At 69.2% G+C, this 22,963-nt stretch carries 11 protein-coding genes; 6 read left to right on the top strand and 5 right to left on the bottom strand.

Going from position 1 to position 22,963, the window contains the following annotated elements; translation table 11 throughout:
- Positions 1 to 91: 91 nt before the first annotated feature.
- Positions 92 to 844: a hypothetical protein gene (locus ACLZOT_RS21280; protein ID WP_416970565.1), complete on the top strand. Its 753-nt coding sequence runs from the start codon at positions 92 to 94 to the stop codon at positions 842 to 844.
- A gap of 87 nt (positions 845 to 931) precedes the next feature.
- Here the strand turns inward: ACLZOT_RS21280 and ACLZOT_RS21275 are convergent, their stop codons facing one another.
- On the bottom strand, positions 932 to 1,402 hold the full coding sequence (locus tag ACLZOT_RS21275; RefSeq protein ID WP_416970564.1) for a DUF5615 family PIN-like protein: 471 nt from the start codon (positions 1,400 to 1,402) through the stop codon (positions 932 to 934).
- A complete protein-coding gene (locus ACLZOT_RS21270; protein ID WP_145487086.1) occupies positions 1,399 to 2,043 on the bottom strand; it encodes a DUF433 domain-containing protein in 645 nt (214 codons plus the stop codon). Before ACLZOT_RS21270 ends, ACLZOT_RS21275 begins: the two co-directional genes overlap by 4 nt.
- Positions 2,044 to 2,276: 233 nt before the next feature.
- Here ACLZOT_RS21270 and ACLZOT_RS21265 point away from each other — a divergent pair, with 233 nt between their 5' ends.
- From ACLZOT_RS21265 to ACLZOT_RS21245, 5 genes are all read left to right on the top strand, one after another.
- Positions 2,277 to 3,899 carry a TIGR02677 family protein gene (locus ACLZOT_RS21265; RefSeq protein WP_416970563.1) on the top strand — a complete coding sequence of 541 codons (1,623 nt, stop codon included), beginning with the start codon at positions 2,277 to 2,279 and terminating at the stop codon, positions 3,897 to 3,899.
- Positions 3,896 to 5,221, top strand: coding sequence for a TIGR02678 family protein (locus tag ACLZOT_RS21260; protein WP_416970562.1), 1,326 nt, complete (start codon positions 3,896 to 3,898; stop codon positions 5,219 to 5,221). The genes ACLZOT_RS21265 and ACLZOT_RS21260 overlap by 4 nt, the downstream gene beginning before the upstream one ends.
- Positions 5,218 to 9,474, top strand: a complete 4,257-nt coding sequence (locus ACLZOT_RS21255) for a TIGR02680 family protein (protein ID WP_416970561.1) — start codon at positions 5,218 to 5,220, stop codon at positions 9,472 to 9,474. Before ACLZOT_RS21260 ends, ACLZOT_RS21255 begins: the two co-directional genes overlap by 4 nt.
- Entirely contained in the window at positions 9,471 to 10,751 is a 1,281-nt protein-coding gene (locus tag ACLZOT_RS21250) for a TIGR02679 family protein (protein WP_416970560.1), read from the top strand. The genes ACLZOT_RS21255 and ACLZOT_RS21250 overlap by 4 nt, the downstream gene beginning before the upstream one ends.
- Positions 10,752 to 10,962: 211 nt before the next feature.
- Positions 10,963 to 13,665, top strand: a complete 2,703-nt coding sequence (locus ACLZOT_RS21245) for an NACHT domain-containing protein (protein WP_416970559.1) — start codon at positions 10,963 to 10,965, stop codon at positions 13,663 to 13,665.
- Positions 13,666 to 14,265: 600 nt separating this feature from the next.
- On the opposite strand, the gene ACLZOT_RS21240 is transcribed toward ACLZOT_RS21245, so the two are convergent.
- From ACLZOT_RS21240 to ACLZOT_RS21230, 3 genes are all read right to left on the bottom strand, one after another.
- Complete coding sequence (locus ACLZOT_RS21240; RefSeq protein ID WP_416970558.1) at positions 14,266 to 19,092, bottom strand: DNA repair ATPase; 4,827 nt, start codon at positions 19,090 to 19,092, stop codon at positions 14,266 to 14,268.
- Between the two features lie 79 nt (positions 19,093 to 19,171).
- A complete protein-coding gene (locus tag ACLZOT_RS21235) occupies positions 19,172 to 21,220 on the bottom strand; it encodes a flotillin family protein (protein ID WP_416970557.1) in 2,049 nt (682 codons plus the stop codon).
- 176 nt (positions 21,221 to 21,396) lie between these two features.
- Positions 21,397 to 22,743 (bottom strand): Ig-like domain-containing protein, encoded by a 1,347-nt coding sequence (locus ACLZOT_RS21230; RefSeq protein ID WP_416970556.1) that lies wholly within the window; start codon positions 22,741 to 22,743, stop codon positions 21,397 to 21,399.
- Positions 22,744 to 22,963 lie beyond the last annotated feature (220 nt).

The following is a 22,963-nucleotide window of genomic DNA, read 5'->3' as shown; positions in this document are numbered from 1 at the left end:
TCCACCACACGGGCAGCCGGCATACGGGGCGGCCACGCGAGCATGGATTCCGCGGTCGTGTACAGGAACCCGGCGAGCGGAGGGTGAAGCCATGGCCAAGCTCACGGAGGAGCAGAAGCGGCAACGAGCCGCCAAGCGGGCTCTGCGCTCAGCCCTCGACGCCGAAGCGGATGACCGGCGGCGCCGCGAGCGAGATGAGCAGTGGGAGCGAGAAGGTACACGCCTCAGCTGGGCGGAGTACGTGGCCGGTGAGCCCTGCCGCGGTTGCGGACTGCCCATGACGGATGAGCTGGGGAGCTGGCCACCCCTCTTGAAGTTGTCCGAGGCGGAGAAGCTCGAATACGAGGAAGCCAACCAGAAGTTCCGGGAGCGGCATGTCGACTGCCGGGACGCCCGGTGGACCGTCAGCGGTTCTCGGGTAACGCACTGCTGTTTCTGCTGCCCGCCACCACCGATGGGGCCGAAGCAGGTGGAGAAGCTCGCAAGGCTGATCGCTTCGTGGCCCTCAAGGGAGGAACGCAAGAAGGATCTCGATACTTGGGACCTCACTCTCCGTTGCGACCATGTGGTGCCACACATTCAGCATCGCGAGCACAGCTACGTTTCTACCAGCGTCGTCGACTGCCCAGAGTGCGGAGAACGCCGCGGCGTAGTGAGCAGTGAGCGAGTAGGGCCCGCGTACCGCGATGACGGGACCATCCGTGAGCGGGCGGCAGCTGATCGAGAGAGGCTCGCCCGGGAATTGGCAGCCGCCGAGGCGAAGTTGGCCCGTCAGCAGAAGAACGCGGCGGCATCCCAACGCCGCATCGCCGAACTCCAGGAAGAGCTCGGCAGTGAGTCTTGATGAGACGAAGCGCAGGCGGCGATGCCAGATCATTTCCCGGCAACGCCTTCCATGGGTACCGGCCGGGAACCCTCGTGTATCGAGGCGTCAGGACTTGGCGGTCGAATCGCGGCCAGGCCAGTGCTTTGGCGGAGCGACGGCCGGGTCCGTGATCTGGAGGCGCCTCTGCCGGGTCGGGTCGATCGACGTCAGAGAGACGAGACGCTGGCCGCTAGCCACTGCGAGCTCGGACAAGGCGTGAGGAAGGGCCGCGCAGACGGTGGCGATCGCCGTGCCCAGGCCCACCAGGCCACCGTGCTTGTTGTTCTGGCGGTACTCGATGCGATGCAGGCCCGACTGTGCGATGGCCGCCACTTCGAGTGGCCGGCTGAGCTGCTTGGTGTCGTTGGTGATGACGACCTCGAAGCCGTCGGCCTTGGCCTTGGCGTACAGCTCGATGTCCTTCGTGCCCGTCCAGCCCTTGAGGTCGTGGACGTGAACGACTTCATGGACCTTCAGCAGGATGCGCACGATCTCGGCCATGGGGCGCGGCACGTTCTCGTCGAGCAGCAGTTTCAAGCGACAACCTGCCGGGGCTCGCTGCTGCCATAGCTGTCGACGTACTCGCTGAAGTCGGCGGCGTCCCGGGCGGCCTCGGCCGTCACGCCTGGGTAGAACTCACCGATCTGGTCCGGCGGGATGCCGTCTCTTACGAGGGCAGCGACATCTGACGCCGGGATCCTGGTGCCTTGGATGACCGGTTCTCCGCCGCGGACCGACGCGTCGACCGCGACGTGCTCACGGGGGGTGAGCAGAGCGGGAATGCTACGGCCGTCCTTATAGAAGGGCGCGAGAACATCCACCATCTGGTGGATGACCACGTTGCCCCCCTTGATCAGGTCTACGGCGTGGTCGGGTTCAGCCAGATAGATCGTGTCCGGACCCGCGACAAGTTTGTACGAGGAGAGGTGCTTCGACTCGCCGAGATCTTCCCGGAGCGTGTTCAGCGCACGGCGGATCTTCTGCAACGAAGCCTCTTCGCGCAGCTGCACACAGATGCGGAGTGCGACAACGTCGCGGAACGAGTAGAGGATCGGCCTCTCGCTGGAGATCTCGGGCACGAGCACGGCGCCCTTGGGTCCGGAGGCTCGGCGCCAGTGGGACAGCTGGCGCAGCGTCGCGCCGGAAAGAGCCGCAGCAAGTTTGGGTTCGTACGACACCGCGTGCCTCCTTCCGTCTTCCGCCCCCATCGTTATCGGCCTGAACGTACCCCATTCTCCTGGAGGCCACTCAGCGCAGAAACCGAAGGACCCATTCAGGGTGAGCCGGGGACGCCGGACGCCCCCATGTCGCGCCCGCCGCTGCCACGGGTATGGCCACAGGCCGGCACACGTCCGTGGCATTTTCGGCCACTCACCGGCGACGCCCGTATGCGCCGCGTAACCTCACGGGCATGGGGGCATCAGCAACCGGTGCAGGTCAGGACGCCGACGAGGAGGCGCGGCGGCGGCTGAACGCGTACACGTATCTCAGCGCGCCCGAGCGGCTGGAGCACGTCGCGATCATGCGGGTGTTCTGCGGAACGCTGCTAGCGGATCTCGCCGTCCCGGACATCATGGCGAAACTGCGCCAGACCAGTGCTTCCGCCGCAGGACTCGACGCCGACACCCTCACGGTCCGACTGGAACAGCTGGTCCAGTGGGGAAACCTGCTCCGCAGCAGCCACACGGTGAACGCGTCCAGCATCAGCGAGTACCAGCGTTCCCGCTCGCGCTACCAGCTGTCGAAACTGGGCGAACGTATCCAGCGGGACGCCGACGGAGTCCTGGCCGAAGCCGACGCCGCCCGCGAGGTGAGCAACGAACTGCTGGCACTGGTCGAGCGCGGACTACGGGAGCTGGCCGACCTCGTGACCGCGCCGGGCGGTGTCGAGCCGCAGGACGGACTGGAGCGGATCAGCACGCTGTTCGTGCAGTTCACCGAGTTCGCGGACTCCATACGCGACTTCTACGCCTACCTCGGCCAGGTGCTGTCCCGCTACGACCTGGACAGCGCCGAGTACCAGGGCTTCAAGGAGCTGCTCCTGGACTACGTCGAGGCGATCACGGAGGACGTGGCGTTCCGCGCGCCCCGGATCTCGGCGGCGTTGGACACCCTGTGGCCACACATCCCGGCTCTGCTGGACCGGCTGGACTCCCACGCCCAGGGACTCACCGGGCTCTCGGCGCAGGGCGAAAGCCGCCCGGAGGTCCGGATCCAACGCAGTCGGGGCCGCGAATTCGCGGGCTGGGAGGGCCTGCGCGGTTGGTTCAGCAACATCGACGGCCAGGGCAGCCAGGTCGACCAGCTACGCGACGCCACCCTGCGCGCGTTGCAGTCGTTGCTCGCCAATGCCAAGCGGATGCTGCGGTCGGCAACCGGGGAGATGTCCCGGCGCAAGGATCTGCTGCGGCTGGCCCGCTGGTTCGCCGAAGCGGCGCCGCGGGACGCACACGACATCGCCGTCGCCGCCTTCGGGCTGTATGGAGCCCGACATCTGGGCATACCTCCGGCCACCGACGAGGTGGTGCCCGCCTACACGAGCTGGTGGACCGGTCCAGTGGTCGAGGTGCCGGTTGCCCTGCGCGAAAGAGGCAGCCGGGCCCAGCGGGGCCGGGCCTCAGCGGTGGAGGACCACTCCGCGCAGAAACAGCTGCTGAGGGAGGCCGCACGGCAGCGGGCAGCGGCCAGAGCAGCGGCGGCGGACGAACTGCGCAGCGCATCCGGCCGGTTCGCCGAGGTACGCCTCACGTCAGCGGCACTCAGCCTGCTCCTGGAGCTGTTGGCCACAGCGCTCGGAAACGCACAGCTCAGCAGGCCCGTCAGCACGGACGGGGAGAGGACGGCGGGGTTCGACCTCGACTCGGCCAGCAGTGAAGACGCCGAACTGCGTATCCGCCTCACCGTGCGCCGGACGGCGAGCACGCGAACGGTGCTGTACTCGGCCGACGGCGACCTGCTGCTGGACGACCTGGAGCTGGACATCGGTCGCACCTCCGCCGCGGTCGACGGCGAAGCGGAGGCGAGCGTGTCATGACCCTCCCCTCGACTCACGACGTAGCCCTGGCAGCCGAGCGCCGCACCGCCGCCCGGTTGCTCCTCACCCACCCGCTGATCGCGTCGGACGGCCCCCACGCTGACCTCTTCCCGCTGATCCGCAGACACGCCGACTGGCTGGGCAAACGGTTCCAGCAGGTGCTCGGCTACCGCCTGCTGGTCGACAGCTCCTACGCCCGGCTGTTCAAGGCGGGGCTGGGGACGGGTTCGGGTCATCGGCTGGAGCGCTCCACCGGTACCCCGTTCACACCGCACACGTACGCCTGCCTCGCTCTGGCCCTGTCCGTGCTGGTGACCGCGCCCGAGCAGATGCTGCTGTCACACCTGGTCGCCGATATCAGGGCTGCCGCAGCCGACGCCGGGATCGAGCTGGAGGAAACGGGCCGGGCGGCCGGGAAGCGAACCCTGGTCGCGGCTCTGCGTCAGCTCGTCGACTGGGGCGTGCTCGTCGAGACCGAGGGCCAGGTGGCCGCGCTTGCGCAGGAGGCAGGCGGAGAAGCCCTGATCACGATAGATCGGGAGCTGGCACGTGTGGTCGTCGCCGGTCCGCTCTCCCAGGCACGGGACGGCGCCGACCTGGTGCGGCGGGCAGCGGACCCGGGCTTCGGCGGACCACGCACTTACGTGCGCCGGATGCTCGTGGAGACACCCGTCGTCCACCTCGACGAGCTGACAGACGCCGAGCGTGACTGGCTGCGCACCCGGCAGCGCCGCGAGGCCCAGGCTTTTTCCGAACTCCTGGGTCTGGAGATGGAGATCCGCGCCGAGGGCGTGGCGCTGGTGGACCCCGAGGAAGAGCTCACGGATCTGCACCTGCCGGGCACCGGGACCGTCGCACAGGCCGCGCTGCTGCTGGCGGAACGGCTCGTGGAGCGGCTTCGGCCGCAGGAGCCGGGGCATCCGGCGACCGGCGGGACGCTCGTCATCGGGGTGGCCGTCCCGGACGGCCTGGTGGATGAGGTGCTGGCCGGGCTGATCGCCGAGTACGGGCAGCGCAGCAACTGGCAGCGCGGCTACCTGGAGGACCTTCCCTCCCTGCGAGAGGCCGTACTGGACCTGCTGGTCCGCATGCGGCTAATGACCCGCGCGGGCCGGCTGCGCGCCGAGGGCGGAGGACTGCCGGAGGGGTACGTCGAAGAGGCGTCGGAAGGACGCACGGTGACCGATGTCCATGGCGCACGGCCCGGCGGCGACAGGTGGGTGCTGCTGGCCGCAGCGGCCCGCTACGCCACCCAAGTCACGGTGCGCCCGGCCACCGCAGCCGGGAAAGGCACGGACGTTCAAGAGGAGTTGCCGCTATGACCACCGACGCGCGTGGCCTCGTTCCGCTGCCGCGTTCCGGCGCTGCGACAACCGCCGGCCCCGCAACGACCAGCGGCGCCCGCTTCCGGCTGCACCGGGCGGGCATCCAGAACGTCTGGCAGTACGACGAGCAGGAGTTCTCCTTCGGCGACGGACGCCTGCTGCTGCGCGGCAAGAACGGCGCGGGCAAGTCCAAGGCCCTGGAGATGCTGCTCCCGTATCTTCTGGACGGCGACTCCCGGGCGCTGGACGCGACCGGCACCGGCCGCACCACGCTTGCCTGGCTGATGCTGGACGGGTTCGAGCAGACCAACCGTCTCGGGTATCTGTGGGTGGAGTTCCGGGGCACGGCCGACGACGGCGGTCACCGTCACCTGACGCTCGGTGCCGCCATCCGCGCGTCGAAGTCGACGCAGAAGGCGCTGCCGACGTTCTTCGTCACCCCGCTGCGGATCGGTGAGGACCTGCATCTGGTCGAGGCCGGTAAGCCGCTGCCGGTCGACCGGCTCAAGGAGATCGTCGGCTCCGACAACACGACCGACCGTGCGGTCCAGCACCGCTCACGCGTAGCCCGGGAGCTGTTCGGCATCACCGACGCGACCCGCTACCGCAACCTCACCCAGCTCCTCCACCGGCTGCGGCGCCCAACGGTCGGCGACCGGATCGAACACGGGGGCCTGGTCTCTCTGCTGAGCGAGACCCTGCCGGGGCTCGACGAGGACGTGGTCGAGAAGGTGGCGCGCAACCTCCACGACCTTGACGCCGTACGGGACGAACTCGGCCGCCTGGAACGCACCGACGCGGCCTTGCGCACGTTCCTCACCAGTTACCGCGGCTATCTGGCCGGCGTCCTGCGCACCTCCGCCCAGAGAGTGGGCCACGAGCTGGGCGTCCTCGCACAGCGGCGCCGGGCGGCCGGAGACGCCGCACAGCGGACGAGCGACCTGAGGACGCAGGAGGAGGAGTCGGAGGGCCGACTGGAGACCCTGCGCGAAGAGGAACAGGCCGCCCGGACCGATCTGGCCGCCCTGCACGCCAGTCACGCCTACCGCAGCCTGCGCGAACTGTCGGAGCGCCGCGGCACGGTGGAGGCGCTGCACACCGCCGCCGCGGCCGCGTTCACCACCCTGCGCAACGCCCACGAAGCGGAGGAGGGCTCGGCGGAGCGGCTGGCCGAAGGTGTCGAACACCTCGGCAGCCGGCTGGCCGAACTGGGAACCGAACACCGGGAGTTGCTGACGCAGGCGGAGAAGTCCGGGCTTCCCACCGGCCATCTCGGCGAGGCGGTGGCGCTGCCGCGCACGGTTCTCGCCCAGGCCACCGAGACCGAGCTGACGACTCCGGACGGGGAGACGCGTACCGTACGGCACCGGTCGTTGGCCCGTGTGGACACGGTCACGGCGCAGGAAGGGCTGCGGTCCTGGCAGAACCAGTTGGAAGACGCCGAGTCGGTCGCGAGAAACCGGGCCCGGATGGTTCAGGAGGTGACCCGCCTCATCTCACAGGCGGACGAGGCCCGGGCCACGGCGGCTCAGGCCGATGCCGAGCGGGAACGGCTGGAGGGCGAGGCGGAAGACGCCGCCGGCCATCTCGACGGCAGCCGTCAAAAGGTCGCCGACGAGAGCGGCGCCTACACCCGCCAAGTCGCCGAGTGGGCGGCGCGCACGCAGAATGCGCTGGGCCCCGACTGCCCGTCGCTGAACGCCGTCCACGCCACCGTCGGCCACGAGACCTCTACCGACGCGCCGTTCGCGGACCGCACGCTGCCGCCCGAAATCGACAGCCAGGCGCGGCGGGCAGCTCAGGCCGCATTGGAGCCGTACGGCGAGGAACTCACCGGACGCCGGGACGCCCTGGCACTCGGCGTCAGCCGGCTCGGCGAGGAACTCGACCGCCTGGCGAGGCAGAAGCGGGACTGGGAGCAACGTACCGACCCCGAGCCGCCGGCCCCGGACCATCGTGCCGCCGCGAGGACGCCGGGCAGTGGAGCCCCCTTCTACCGGCTCGTGGACTTCGCGGACGACCTGGCTCCTGCCGAACGGGCTGGCCTGGAAGGGGCATTGGAGGCGAGCGGGATCTTGGACGCGTGGGTGAGTGCGGACGGCGTCCTGCTCGATCCACGCACCCGGGACACCCTTCTCCAGCCGGGGCGCGTGCTGTCCAACGGGCGCACTCTCGCCTCGGCCTTGCGTCCGGCCCCTGAACCGGGTTGCGGCGTCACCTCCGAGCAGGTGGGGGGTCTCCTGGCCACCATCGCACTCGCATCAGCACAGGAAACCTCCGCGCACAACGCGGTGTTCTACGACGGTAGTTGGCGTCTGGGCGTACTCAGTGGTCGTCATGACAAGAGCGACACCGAGTACGTGGGGGCCGCCGTACGCGCCGAGACTCGGCGACGCATCCTCGCCGAGTTGGAAGAGCGGATCGCGCAAACTCAGCAGCGGCTGGCCAATGTCCGCGAGGAGCTCGCCGTAGCCGATGCCATGCGTCGTGCTCTCACGCTCGCAGAACGGGATTTCCCCGGGGCACGCAATCTCGCGGACGCATGGAGCAGGACTGAATCAGCAGAGCGGACCCTGCGTGACCTGACCGCCAAGGCGACCCGGGCAGCGCGGCTGGCCGAGGAGACACGCGCTCTCGCGGTATCGGCGCGGACCGAGGCGGATTCCACTGCGACTGCGCACGACCTGCCCGGCGACCCCGCCTCTCTGGACCGTGTGCGCACCGCACTGGCTGGTCTGCTCAGCAGTATCGGGCATCTAAGAAGGGCCGTCAGCGGCACGGGCGAGCGGCTCGGTACGAACCAGGCCGATGCCGACAGGTACGGACGCGCTCAAGAGGATCGCCTAGCCGCGGACGAGAGCTACCGGCTCCACCTCGCCGGACTGCGCACCGCTGAGCAGGACCTGCGCACCCGCGAGGAGGCCATCGGGTCGTCCGAGGAGGAGATCCTCTCCCGCGAGCAGGACGCCAAGCAGCGCATCACGAACGCCGTCCAAGCGCTCCCCGCGGCGCAACGAGCTCGCGACGATTTCCACGACCTGCGCGTGCGCGCGGAAGAGGACGAGAAACGCCTGCGCGGGACCCTGGCGGACCAGGAAGCGACGGTCATAGACACCGGCAGCGCTCTTCGCGGTGCTCTCGGCCGACCGGAGGTGGTGCTCGGCGCCGGCCTCGACCGGTCCGCGTTGCCTGAATACGTGTCGGACGATCCCGGCGCGGACGTCCGCAGCCGTCTGCGCGCGCTGAGGGCCCTCGCCGAAGCCGTGGAGCAGGCCCTCGGCCGTCCGAAGAGCGAAGTGTCGGACAGCACCCTGCTCAACCGCCACACCGATCTGCGCGACCAACTGGCCGGCGGATTCGACGCGCAGCTGGAGGAGCGCGACGGGATCAAGGTGTGCCGCCTAGTCGACGACCACGGATCCCATGACGTCGCGGCCGTGGGCGAGCGGATCGCGGTTCAGGCCGCGGAGGCCCGGGGACGGCTCACCGAGCGCGAACGCGAGGTGTTCCAGCGGTTCCTGACCGGCGAGCTCGGCGACCACCTCTCGGCGCAGGTCATCACCGCAGCGAACCTGGTCGCGGCTCTCAACGACACCCTGCGGACCGTGCGCACCTCCCATGGCCTCGGTGTCGAGCTTCTGTGGGAGCTGGACGAGGACGTGGACGCAGATGTGCGCGCGGCCGTCGAGTTGCTGCGCAGTCCGTCGAGCCTCAGGACGCGCGACCAGACCGAGCAGCTCCGCGAAGTGCTGCAACGCCGGATTGAGGACGCCCGCCGTGCCGACCCGTCAGCCGGTTACGCCGCCCATCTGCGGACCGCGCTGGACTACCGCGACTGGTTCCGTTTCCACACCTTCGTGGTCGAGGACGCGGCTCCGGGCCGCCGTAGGAAACTGACCGGCCGGACCGGTCTCAGCCAGGGCGAACAACGGGTCCTCTCGTACCTCGTGCTCTTCGCCGCGGCAGCCGCCCACTTCACCAGCCTCGCCGACTCGGCACCGCACGCGCCACGCCTGATCCTCCTGGACGACGCCTTCGCCAAGGTCGACGAACCCACCCACGGCCGGCTGGGCCGTATCCTCGTCGACCTCGATCTCGACTTCGTCCTCACCAGCGAGCGACTCATGGGCAACTGGCCCGAGGTTCCGTCCCTGCACATCTACGAGTGCCTCCGTGATCCCCACGTACGCGGGGTGGCCACCCTGCACTACACCTGGAACGGTCGGCACCGGCGTCTGGTGTCCGTATGAGCGGGCTGCCCGCCGCAACGCGCGACTGGCTGACGGGACCTGGACTCACCCGGCTCTGGGATGGGGTACGTAAACGCCTGGAGAGCAACGGCGTACAGGCCACGGGTTCGCTCCGGCTGACCGCGATGAATACTCAGGAACGCAACGACCTGTCTCTCCTGCTGGGCAAACCCCTCACAGGTGCCGCCGTGACCGTACGGCTCGACGTGCTCGACGCACGTCTACGCGCTTCGGCCGCCGGACTCGGCCTCAGACAGACCCTGGAGGAACTCGGCCCACCACTCACCGACCGCCGTGCCGCCCGCGCGGACGTGGCGGCACAGCGGGAACAGGTGTGGTCGTCCCTTGCTTCGTCACTGGACGCCTCCCCACTCGCCGACCAGGAATGGCCCCGGCAGTGGTACGACCTGTTGCGCCGTGCCGGTGTTCCGAGAGGAGTGACGCCCGAAACGGCGATCTGGACACTCCAGCAGGCGGTCCAAGTCCTCGCCGCTCTCCTCGGACCCGAAGGACCTGAACGCAACGGCACACGCGGCCGGGGAGAACTCGCCGCCAGGACGACCGGCTCCGCGCACGGCCTGGACGACGGCACCTGGCTCGCACGCCTTGTCCAACGAGGGGTCGCCCTCGCCCATGGCACCGAGTTCCCCGACGACGCGGCCGGCCGACGCGCTCTGTGGCGGCTGGTGTCCGTCACGCCGGACGAGGTCTCCAGCACGGTGCTGACCTACGGGCTGCGGCCCGACGGCGAGGGCTGGCGGGAGCGTGCCCTGCGGGAGCGAGCCGACCATCACGCCGAAGCTCACGTCACCCCACGCGACCTGCATGACCTCCGACTGCAGCTCCCCGCCGGAACGCTCATCCACATCTGTGAGAATCCGCGCGTGGTGGAAGCCGCGGCGGACGCGGCCTGCGTCCAGCCCCTGGTGTGCACCTCCGGCAGCGCGGCCACCGTGGTCTTCACTCTTCTCGACGCCCTCGCCGCCACGGGTTGCCGCTTCGCGTACCACGGCGACTTCGACTGGCCGGGGATCGCTCTGGCAAACCGGGTCATCCGCCGCTACGAAGCCCGGCCGTGGCGCATGGGCACCGCGGATTACGAGCACCTGGCCGCTCGCAGTCAGGCCGAGGGCATCCCTCAACTGGCGCTCGACGGCCCGCCGGTCGACGCGGACTGGGACTCGGATCTCGCCCCTGCCATGACCGCCCTCGGCGTCGCGCTCCATGAGGAGGCCACGCTCGACCTCTTGGTGGCCGACCTTTCACGCCTGGCGTAGAGACATCGACACCATGCCGGACTCCGGGAGCCAAGCTGCTCTGAAGTCCCCGGCCTGGGTCGGTTCCCGACTCGGGCACCGCTCCGGAGTCGGAAGCAAGTCCGGACCCAGCCAACTGCCGGGGCCGTAACCTCGACCAACTCCGCTGGATTACTGGGGTTGACGTGTGAAAATGCTGGTCCGACCCGTGCCCGTGCCCACTGGAGATGACGTGACTATCGCGTACCTTGTGGCAGCGCCAGACCGGCAGCAGGCGCCGCTCAAGACTCTGGCTCACGTCGAGTTCCAACTGCGAGTGCTGGGGCTGCTCTGTGCCGCTGCGACCGGAAAACCTTCCTCTTTGACTACACCGGGATCCCTCGATGTCTGGTCCCGCTACATCCTGCTACGGCGTAGTTCTCTGAGATGTGACATCTGTGAATCCGCCGCGCTTGACGTCGCCGACAGCATCAACACCGAGGTGGCTAAAGACACCTCGATCCGCCGAATGCGCAACCAGGTGTTCCATGGCGGCCCGGATCCGGAAAACGTAGACCTCGCTGCACTCCATCAGGTTGTCTCAGCCAACGCGGACCACATCGTGGCGATCTATGCACACGGGCACGTCACCGAGCTGGAGCCGTTCTTCATTCCCATCAACGGTGAGCTCGCCGCCCTGCACGATTACTCCGAGGGATCCGCAACCTATTGGCCCCGCCACGGGCACGCGACCGATGTCACGCGGTCGGAGATCCTTGAGGCGCTCCAGAAGCTGGGGCCGCAGCGCGGCGACCGGCTTCTGGAGAGCTTCGCGCTGGACATCCAGAAGGATCTGGACGGTTTCGCCGCACGGGAGTCAATCCAGACTCTCGTCGCCCCGCCCGAGCCAATCGTGGTGCGCTGGGATCTACGCACGTCCGGTGGCACGATCCGGCGCGTCGACCGGTTCGAGCTGAATGCTGATCACGCCCGGGTCTGGCATTCCGAGTCGGGCACAAAGCCGTACAAGGCGTTCCTAGCAGACATCTGCAATTGGGAGCTCCTCAAGGAACGGCTCCTGGAGGAGCTCGAGGAGCAGGTAACGGAAGAGAGTCTGATCAGGGAGGAGCTATTCCCGGATCTCAAGCAGCATGTCCCCGATGTGTCTGCGCGGGTCTGTGTCGCAGATGGTCCGTTCGGAGATGGCAGCGACGTCACCATCACTCAAGCGTGTAAGCGGATCGCCGCCCGGACCGGCATCTACAGCTCGTACACGAACCTCATCACGCTCACCGGCGAGGCCGGATCAGGCAAAACGCATAGCCTGCTGCAGTTTGCTCGGGAGTCACTCGCTCGTGGCGGGGAGCTCGCCCCCATTTCGATCTACATCTCGTCGAGCGGGAAGAGTGCAAACAGCCTCGACACGCTTCTCGACGCCAGTATGGGGCATACGTTGATTCTCAACTCGCGTTCCGTGCTGGCGCTGTGCCGCGCGGGTCTGGCGATTCTGGTGATCGACGGCTTCGACGAGTTGCTCGGCTTCCGTACCTACGACAACCCACTGAGCGGTCTGAGGCCGATCCTGGACGCACTGCGCGGCCGGGGAACAGTGATCCTGTCTGCGCGGTCAAGCTACTCTGAAGCCCGCCTCCGTCAGGACCTGGAACTTCACGCTTCGATGGACTGGCCGCCATATGTGACGACGCTTGAGCTCCTGCCATGGCGGCCGGAACAACTACGGGAACTCACCCACAGACTCCCTGTCGAGGAGGCCCGGGCCAAGATGTCCCCGGAGATTCGGCAGATGTTGACTACACCGTTCTTCTGTCTGGCCTTCGCGGTCTGGGCACGGACCGATAAGTCGCTGGAGTTCTTGCAGTTTGTCGTCGAGACCTACCTACAGCGCGAACGGCGCAAGCAGCCTGGCCAGGCCGGCGTCGAACTCTTCAGCTCGGGAGTGCTTGCCGACATCTTCTCCGAGGTTGCGGAAATGATCGCCCGGAACGCGGTTGCGGAAGTCTCGGAAGACGATCTTGAGTTGGCAGCGTCACAAGCTCTGGACCGTGACCTCACGAAAGAGGAGAAGCGTCGGCTGATCGCGTTGTGCGGAATGAGCGCCGAATGGGCGGAGAATGAACTCTCGTTCAAGTTCACCCACCTCGCCATCGCCGAGCAGTTCCTCGCCCGGCAGGTTGCCCGGCTGCCGCTCGACCAGGCAGCCTCCCTGTTGTTCAGCGTTGCCATCTCGGGGCTCTGCGCGCAGCTGATCGTCTCTATTTGGCGAACGGAGCGTGGCAACGTGCCGACCGAACTGATCGCCGCACTCCAGGAAAAGGTGACCGCCGCCGAGCCCTACGACCAGCGTCTACCTGGGGCGATCAGTCTCGGCGAGCTGTGGGCGAAGGTTCACGGAACCGGTGACGGCCCTCGCTCCGTGCGGCGGATCACGGTCGAGTCTCTAGAGCTCGGTGGCTCCGGCCGGGTTTCACTCGAGGAGGCGCATGTCCAAAACCTGACCGTGGGGCCAGATATTGAGCTTCGGCTGGCCTCCAGCCGCGTCGATCGACTGGATCTGTCGAAGTCGACAGGCGTCGCCCTGGTGGGAGACTCCTACAAGCAGGTGCTCGAGTTGCTGACGCAAGACGAGTTGGCGGTTGGGCAGTCGAGGATCAAACACGCGCTCGGGCTGGCTGACGAAGTTACCGAAGACATCACCGAGATCGACAGCTACTTCAAGTCGAACATCGCCCTCGCGAGGGGGCCAATCATTGTGAACTCGCGTGATTTCGCGCCCGACGACAACCGGCTCAACTGGGTTCGAGAATACGGTCTCGACGCTTGGCAGGGCTTCGTCCGCAGGATGCAGGAGGAAGGAAAAATCACCCTTGAGAAGGTGAATGCGAGTGGGCGCCTGAAAGTGCGACTGCGCCTGACGGAGGCATTCGACGAGCAGTGACGCGGACAGACCCGCCACCGTGCTGGCAGGCGACAGGTCACTTCGGCGGGGCAGCGATCTCCGCTCGACAGGCGTTGTATCACCGAGAACCCAGAAGACCTCAACTCGGCCGTCGACTCGGTGGCATCCGTCGTCACCATCCTGCAGGGACTCACTACTCCTGTGGCTGCGCTACACGGCTGAACCACGTTCGTGCAGGACCCTGGGAGCGATCTGGGAGCCAACCCGCTCTCCAAGCCCCTTCGACACCAACCAACACCGCCCCACACCAACACCCTGACCAGGCAAAACAGCAAACCAACCGCTGAAGATCACGACCGACCCTCATTCGGGACGAAGAGGTCGTGGGTTCAAATCCCGCCACCCCGACAGTGTTTGACCAGGTCAGGGGCCTGATCCGCGAGAGCGGGTCGGGCCCCTGAGTGGTTTCTGGAGGTCGCTGGGGAGAGAGCTGGGGCAGGATCTTGGTCGGCTTCCCTGAGGAGTTGTCGCCGCTGCCCCGACGGTCGTGCGGGCCGCCGGTCGTCCCGTCGCTCGGTGTCTTCCGGGCCGTCGAGATCGCCCGCTTGAGGAAGATGGAGGTTTCTCCATATTCGCTGCCTACCGATCGGCAACCCGCCCGATAGCCTCCTCGACCGCCGTCATTCGTTCCGCGAGCGCTTCCAAGGCTGTGGCAGCCCGGTTCATCGGGTCGTTTCCCGCTGCCGGGGCATAGGCCGCTTTCAGTGCGGCCCACCTTTCCGACAGGTCGGCCGAAAGGGTTCCTCTCAGTTCGGCCAGTTTCAGGAGGTTCGCCTCGGCGTGGTCGGCCAGGGTCTGGGATTCGGCGAGGAAGTGGTCGTTGATGATGGCGTCGAGCTCGTGGGTGTTCATCGCGGGGCGGATGCGTTGGGTGATGCGGTTCATGGTGCGGTACGAGCCTTGGAGGCGGAATGGTGGTTCGGTTCGGGTTTCGTGGGTTTGGGTGGCGGAATTGATGTAGGCGGCGTTGACGGCCAGGACGGTTTCGCGGGCCCGGAGGACGTGGCGTACCACGGAGACGATCTCCTCGATCTCGGTGGGGGTGTAGGGGTGGTGGAGGTGGTCCGGGCGGGTATTGGGGGCGTTCTGCGCGAGGCGGGTGAAGGTGTGCAGGTCGGTGCGGTCGCGGGCGGCGAGGGGGGAGAGGACGGGGTTCGAGGTGAGGGCGTTCTCCAGGAAGCTTTCGGCGAATGCGGATTCTTTTCCGGTGAGGACGTCTCCGAGGTTCCAGACGTCGGCGCGGTTCGCCAGCATGTCGGGTACGCGGAATCGCGCGCCGGACTCGGTGAAGGGGTTGCCGGCCATGCAGACGGCGAATCGCTTTCCGCGCAGGTCGAAGGTGCGGGGTTTCTCGTCCCAGACGCCGTCGATGCGCCGGGTCGCATCGCACAAGGGGATGAATTTCTGGAGGAATTCAGCGGACACGTGCTGGATGTCGTCGAGGTAGAGCAGGGTGTTGTTTCCTGCCGCCAACGCGAAATTGACCTTCTCGACCTCTTGTCGGGCGGTCGCGTCGGGTGCCTCTGCGGGATCGAGGGAGGTGACGTCATGTCCCAGTGCCGGTCCGCTGATTTTCACCAGCATCAGCCCGAGCCGGTCGGCGACATATTCCATGAGGGTCGTTTTCCCGTATCCCGGCGGGGAGATCAGGAGCAGCAGACCGCCGGTGTCGGTGCGTCCGGTTTCCCCGGCGGTGCCGATCTGCCGCGCGAGGCTGTCGCCGATCAGCGGCAGATACACGTCGTCGATCAGCCGGTTGCGGACGAAGGACGTCATGGGCCGCGCCCGGTGCTCCGCGAGCCGCAGCCGCGTCCGCTCGGCGGCCACCACCTCTGCGCGACGCCGCTGGTAGGCGCGGAAGGCGGGTACGTCGTGCTCCTCGAACTCGCCGGTCCTGGCAAGGAATTCGTCGAGGCGGATCACCAACTCGCCGTCCACTACCCGGGGATGGGACCCCAGCAGCCCCTTGACCGTGACAGCGGTCGAGCCTTCCGCCGAGTACCGCGTCAACTCCGGGCAGAGTTCGGCCGCGACGGCCTCGGCCAGCTCACCTTCCTCCAGTTCCAGCCCACTTGAGGACGCGTACGCCGACAGCCACGCCCGCACGAGCTGCTGCCGCTCCGCCAGCCCGTCCAGGGCCGCGAGGTCGTCGTCGTAGGCGGAACTCCCCACGCCGCTCCCCACGCCGCTCCCCGCGCCGGAACGGAACTTGTCGACGAATGTCCGTGCGGGCTCGCTCAGCACGAACCCCTCGGGGCCGGAGGTCAGTTCCTCGAAGAGGTACTCGGCGGCGGGCTGTGATCCCCCGAGGGCGGCGGCCAACTCCCTCACCAGGTCGGTGGTTCCGGGTGCGGTGCCGAACAGCTCACGGGCGCGGGCGAGTGAGCGGGCCCGCCGGGTCCAGGTCGCGCGTGCGTCGGCGTCGACGCCGTGCGCCCAGGTCAGCTGGGCGGCGGCACGGACGGCGGGCTCGTGGCGCAGGGTACCCACGTGGTCGTACACGGGTAGTACCGCGCGCAGGATCGCGGTCGCGTCGTGGTCGTGGACGCCGCGCTCGTACCCCTCGTCGTACGACTCCTGAGCTACCCGGCGTACGAGGGCGGGAAGGTCGTCGGTCGTGGTGAGGGTGGTGGGGCCGGGGTCGCGCAGGAGGCGGGCGGCGAGGTGTTCGGCTCGGCTGACCTGCGGGGATTCGGAGGGGAGGGTGCGGTCCCAGTAGGGGCGGGCGGCGGTGAGGGCGGGGTCGGTGACGGGGGCGCGGTAGTCGGTGCCGGTGAGGGCGAAGGCGAGGTGGTCACCCTGGGGTATGAGGGTGAGGTCGAGGGGCTGGGTGGTGACGGCGAAGCGGTGGGTGCCCAGGAGCAGGGTGCGGCCGTCGTCGGCGTACAGGTCGGTGCGGTCGCGCAGGGCGCGGGTCGCCTCCTGGCGGGCGGCGCGCAGGCGGCCGTCGAGTTCCTCCGCCCTTACGGTGTCGCCGAGTTGGCGGAGTTCGCCGGCCGTGCGGCGGATCTTCGCGACCATCGGGTCGGAGGCGAAGTGGGTGCTGACGGCGTCCGCGTCGGGCAGGGTCGCGGCGCGGCGGGCGATGGTCTCCAGGACGCGTACGGCGGAGGCGGCGAGGTGGTCGGCGCGGCGGGCGCGAGTGTCGAGGAGGCTCTGTCTGCGGGCGGCGAAGGCGTCGGCCACCTCGGCGCGCTGGTCGTCGAGTCGGGCGAGGAAGTCGTCGAACCCGGCGAACCGTGACTCCAGGTTCTCCAACCGGACGAGGACACCCGCGAGTTGGGTGTCGCAGGCGTCCGGCGTGTCCGCCGCCGCGAGCGCGGCGGTGACAGTCTGGCCCAACAGGGCGAATTCGGCGGCGAATTCGGCGCGGCCCTCGCTGTCGCGCAGGGTACGGCGGCGGGCGTCGAGGACGGCGCGGGCTCGGTTGACGCCGCCGAGGACACCGGCGATGCGCTCCAGTACGGCCGTCCGTACGGTCGTGTCCCCGATGTCGAGGCCCGCCACCACCTCGGTGACGGTCCGCAGGCCCTCCCCCAGGGCCTCGATGCGGCCGGCGACGGGGTCGGCCTCCGCGACGGTCGCGATGGCGCCCGCGTCGGCCGACAGCCTTTCCACGTCGGCCTGTTGGGTGTCGAAGGCGTCAGGCCGGGCCAGGGACTCGACGGCCCGCCGACCGAACCGGTCCAGGTCGGCCCCGGCCTCCTCGGACAGCGCGTCGATGCGGGGCAGGTCCGCGTACCGCAGTTCTCTGAGCGTCAGCAAGTGCCCCTGGGCGTGCCGGAGTTCGGCCAATCCGGTCACCCAGGCGGCGGCAGTGCGCGGGGTCTCGCCGCGCAGCCTCCGGACGACGGCGGCTAGTTGGGCGGCGGCCTCGTCGAGTGCGTCGGCGGCCTGGCGGGTGAGGGTGCGGACGGTGCGGAACTCGGCGAGGACCTGCTCGGCGGTGGCCTGCACGTCCAGCAACTGAGCCGCGAGTCCGCCGAGTTCACTGTCGGCGAGCCAGTGGTGGGCGTCAACCGTCTTGGTGCAGGCGGCGACCAGGGCCTCGTGCCCCTCGACCGTCGCGGTGGTCTCCCCCGCCGACCGCGCGATCGAGAGGCAGTCGGCGATCCCCCGCACCAGGTCGGCGTTCCCCACCCGGCCCAGCGCCCCGCCCCCTCCCCCGGCCCGCGCGTACGTGTCGGAGACGTACGGCGTCGCCCAGCGCCGCACGGCGTGCACGCGTCCCGGCTCCTCGCCCGCCCGCAGCTCGGCCAGTTCGCCGTCGTCCCACCGCGCCCACGCCCGGCAGGTCAGCGGCGCGGCGAACTCCTCGCGGATGGTGTTGTACGACAGCAGCAGCGCCCGCCCCTCGCCGCCGAAGGCGTACAGGACGTCCTCCCCGTACGGCGACCGCACCTCCCGCTCGAACTCCAGCCCCCCGGCGTCGAGTTCGTAGGTCTTGTGCGCGCCGGAGGCCAGGCAGTGGCCGCCGGGGAAGACGATGCCCTGGTCGTCGGGGAGGCGTCGGCACGCCTGCCCGATGCCGTCGAGGCGGACGACGGTCCGGGTCAGGGTGCTGACGACGAGGTAGCGGTGGGCAGGCTCCCGGTAGGGGCGGACCCGGACGAGGACGAGGGGGCCGACGCGGGCGTGCGCGATGTCTGCGTCGGCGAGGGACTGGAGGGCTTCGGTGACGGGCTCGGCGTGGAGCACGTCGCCCGCGTCGCCCCTGTCGCCCCCGTCGGCCGTAAGGGTGAGGACGCCGTCCGAGGTCGAGACGCGCAGCCCTTCCGGGAGACGGGCGTACCGGCCCTGGACGTGGTCCTCCCGTACTACCTCCGTCCAGCCGAAGTCGTACCTCTCCGGTCGTACGAGGTCCCGGTCGCCCCGCGCGTCGAGGAACTCCGGCCGGCCGCCCGGCGTGCGGGACCAGCGTAGGACGCGCAGGTCGCCGGCCTTCTCGCCGGTCCGGAAGACGGCCAGCAGGCGGTCGTCGGTGAGGTGGAGCCGCAGCAGGCGGGCCTGGCGGTAGTAGCGGTGGAGGGCGGTGAACTCCCGCAGGAAGTCCGGGGAGTCGAGGAGTCCGGGGAGGGTGTCGTCCGGGACTCGGGTCAACTCGCGGTCGTACAGGGCGAGTACGTCGCCTACCTGGCGCTCGGGCCGGCCCTGGCCGTCGGGGCCGGTGTCGTACCCGAAGAGGAGGAGGTCGCCGACGGCCACGATGTCCCGGGGTGCGGCGGGGTGTTCGGTGCGCAAGGCGCCCGTGCCGGTGAGGGCGAGGCCGGTGGCGCCGAACTCCTCGACCCGGCGGGCGTTCAACTCATCGGAGTGCCGGGCGAGTTCGGCGGCCTGGGCGGCGAGCCGGTCGCGGAGGAGTTCGTAGGTGCCGGGGTCGACACCGTCGTACGCCTGTGAACTCAACGTCTTCCCCAAGGGTGTTGGTGGGCGGGACGCCGGAGCCGCTGCCCCCCGCGCGGCGGCTACGGCGTCCCGCGCCAGGTCAGGGCCTGGTGGTGCCGTTGAGTTCGGCGTGGCCCGACTCGGGTGTGGTGTCGAGGAGTTGGCGGAGCCCGGAGAGGTCGACGCCGGACTTCATCAGCTTCGCCAGGAGGGCGGAGACGGTGAGGTTCTGGACGTCGGAGGTGGTGACCGGGCCCAGCACCCGGGTGAGGTCGTCGGTGAAGGAGGCGCCGCCGTCGAGCCAGGGCTTCGTCAACGCCTGGGCGGTGTCGGAGTGCTGGACGAATCCGTCGACGCCCTTGCCGAGTGCGATGGAGCCGACGAGGCGGTCGAGGAAGACCGAGTCGCCGCCGACGATGTCGATGTCCGCGTTCTCCAGGCCGGTCGCGAGGACGGTGGCCTGCGCCTGGGCGACCTGCCGTTGCACGTCGAGTCCGGCGAGGCGGATCTCCTTCTCCGCCTCCAGCCGCAGGCGGTACTCCTCGTGGGTGCGGGACGCCTCGTCGAGGGCGGCCAGCGCGGCGGCCTTGTCGGTGAGCCCGGCGGCCTCCGCCTTGAGCTTCTCGCCGATCGCCCTGGCGTCGGCGAGGGCCTGGGCCTCGGCGCCCTCGGCGCGGGCGAGGGCGGTGGCGCGGGTGCCCTCGGCCTCGGCGCGCATCCTCGCCGCCGCCGCTTCGGCCTCGGCGCGGCCGGTCTTCTCGACGACCTCGGCCTCCTTGTCGCGCACCTGCACGGCGGCGAGTCCCGCGGCGGCGGCCTCGGCCTGGATGCCCTCCGCGAGCCGGAGTCTGGCCTGTGCGTCGAGGTCCGCGCTCTTCAACCGGGCCTCGGCGAGGGTGAGTTCCTCGGCGGCGCGGTGAACTGCCGCCACCTCGGCGGCTTCCGCGGCCTTGATGTCCTTGACCAGCTTCTCCTGGGCCTCCGCCTCGGCGGCGATGACGACGGCCTGGCGCTCCCGCTCGGCCTCCTCGACGGCCCTCAACTTCTTGATGGCTTCTTCCTGTTCGGCGACCGTCCGGTCCACGGCGACGCGTTCGCGTACGACCTCGGCGATCTCCCGGCGCTCCGCCTCGACCTCCTTGTCGGCGGCGATCCGGGTCAGCTGGGTCTCGCGCTCGCGGGCGATGACCTCCAACTGCCGGTCCTTCTCGATGCGTTCGTTCTCGACGGCGATGACGCGCTCACGGTTCTTCGCGGCGACGGCGACCTCGCGGGCCTGGTTCTCGCGCTGGACGCCGAGTTGTTCCTCCGTGCGCAGGAACGCGCCCTGGGAGCGCAGGCGTTCCTCCTCGATCACCCGCGCGGTCTCGGCCTCCTCGCGGGCCCGTGAGGTCTCGATCTCGCGGCGCTGCTTGATCTCCGCGTCGGCCTGGCGGCGTTCGAGTTCGAGGATGGCCTCGCGCGCGTCGACGTTCTGGCGCGTGATCTCCTTCTCCTCGGTGCGCTGGGCCTCGTTGGTGCGGACGTGCTCGGTTGCGGTGAGTTCGGTGATCTTCCGAATGCCTTGTGCGTCAAGGACGTTGGCGGGGTCGAGCTGGGTGAGCGGCGTCTGCTCCAGGTAGTCGATCGCCGCGTCCTCCAGGTGGTAGCCGTTGAGGTCGACGCCGATGACCTCGATGATCCGGTATCTCAACTCCTCGCGCTTGGTGTAGAGATCGGTGAAGTCGAGCTGTTTGCCGACGGTCTTGAGGGCCTCGGAGAACTTCGCGTGGAACAGTTCCTGGAGGGTCTTCTGGTCGCTGGCGCGGGCCGTGCCGACCGCCTGCGCGACCTTCACGACGTCCTCGGCGGTCTTGTTGACCTTGACGAAGAACGAGATGCGGATGTCGGCGCGGATGTTGTCCCTGCAGATCAGCCCCTCCTTGCCGGCGCGGGTGATCTCGATCGCCTTCACCGAGATGTCCATCGTCTCGGCCTTGTGCAGGACCGGCAGCACGATCTGCCCGGTGAACGTCACGTCCACCTTGCGCATCCTGGACACGATCAGCGCCTTGCCCTGCTCGACCTTGCGGAAGAGCCGGGAGACCAGCAGGAGCGCGAGCAGCAGCAGGAGCAGGCCGACGGCTGCCAGCACGACTACGACATCCATGGAGTACGTCCTCGGGCCGTTGGGGTGGTGCCGTCATCGTGCCCGCGGCCCGGAGCCGCCCGCATTGCCGGTTCTCGGCAGTGTTTTCCGGGGTGTTGGTGCCGACTGCCGTCAAGAACTCGTCAAGAAGGCGTGAGGATCGTGCAGTTGGAGGTTCGTCGTCCGCCTCTCCCGTGTCACGAGGCCGAGGGACGCAGGTGCTGTTCGGCGGGCCGTACGGCGCTTCTCCCGTTCAGGGCACTGCCCTTGGCCCACTCGGCCCACGGCATGTTCCAGTCGCCCACGCCGTTGGAGAACGGCGTCATCTCCTGGCCGCGCGTGTGGACGGTGCGGGTGATGTCGCCCTCGCCGAGGATCAGGAACAGCCACGCCGCGTCCTCGTCGCTCATCCCGACGCAGCCGTGGCTGACGTCCCGGCGTCCGAACGACGAGGCCGCCCAGGGGGCCGCGTGGAGGTACTCGCCGCTGCGGGTGAGGCGGATCGCGTGGCGCACCGGCAGGTCATAGGCCTCGTCGGTGTCGGAGGGGATGCCGATGGTCGTGCTGCGCATCCTGAGGACGGCCTGCTTGTCGAGGACGACCTTGACGCCGGCACGGGTGCGGTAGCCCTCCTTGCCCGTCGTCACGGGGATGACCCTGAGCGTCGTACCGTCGCGCAGGACGCTCATCCGGTGGGCGGAGACGTCGATGACGGCCTCCACCCGGGGGCCGGTGGAGAACCTGAGGGGTACTACGGGGGCTACCCGCAACTGCTCCGTGAGGCGTAGTCCGGCGAGGTCGTCGGCGGTGACGCGGATGTCGGCCCGTGCGGGCCAGTAGGTGCGGGGGCGGTAGTGGAGGGTGGTGGAGTCCAGCCAGTGCCAGGTGCCGGGGGCGGCGGCCGGGGTGGCGGTGACCTTGAGGTGGCTCTCCAGGAGGGCCCGGCTCTCCGGGGGTACGGGGTGGCTGAGGTGGGCGGTGACGATCTGGCCCACGCCGTGGGTACGGCGGGTCGCGGTGGCTCCCTCCGGGGTACTACGGGTATCCCCGTCGGACGGGCCGAGGGTGACCGTGAGGAGGCCGCTGCGGGCGCGGGAGGTGGTGAACTCCGTGCGGTGGGGGGTGGATCGGGGCTGGGGGTCGGTGCGGACCTCGGCAATGTAGTGGGTGGCGGCCCGCAGGACGTGGGTACTGCGCCACACGCGGGCCGCGGGGTCGAGGCGGCCGGCCACCCGGTGTCCCGCGTCGTCCTGGAGAGTTACGTCCGTGAGGTGACCCTGTCCGTTCAGGGTGACGGTGACGGGGGCGTCCGGGTCGACGGGCCCCGTCCGTCCCGGGGCGTGCGGTTCCTGGGAGCGCGCGCCGACCCGTACCTCCGGCTGCGGCGGGGCGGGCCGGCCGTCGGTGTCCGGGGCGTCGGGGTGCGGGTGGAGGACGACGGTCAGGGCAACGGCCAGTACGGCGGCGGCGGTTGCGGCCGTGCCGTACGTCTTCAGGGCCCTGCCGCCGGGGCTGCTCGGGGTGCTCGGGCTGCTCGGCGCCAACCTGTGCTCCAGCGGGGGTGGGGGCGGGTGGGTCGGCTCGCATGTAACCGGCTGCGGCCTCGGAGCCACCCGTACGTCTGCGGCGTGTCCCGAGAACGACGGATGATCAGCATCCGATCAGACGAAACGGCGGCCCCCGGTCGAGGCGTCCCGCGCAGGTACTACACCCCGGGAGCCAGCCGTGGGCCTGCCGGGCACCGCCCCGGGACCGTCCCCATCT

The organism is Streptomyces sp. 4F14, assembly GCF_048159485.1.
Lineage (GTDB): Bacteria > Actinomycetota > Actinomycetes > Streptomycetales > Streptomycetaceae > Streptomyces.
This window is presented reverse-complemented; position numbering and strand designations above follow the sequence as displayed.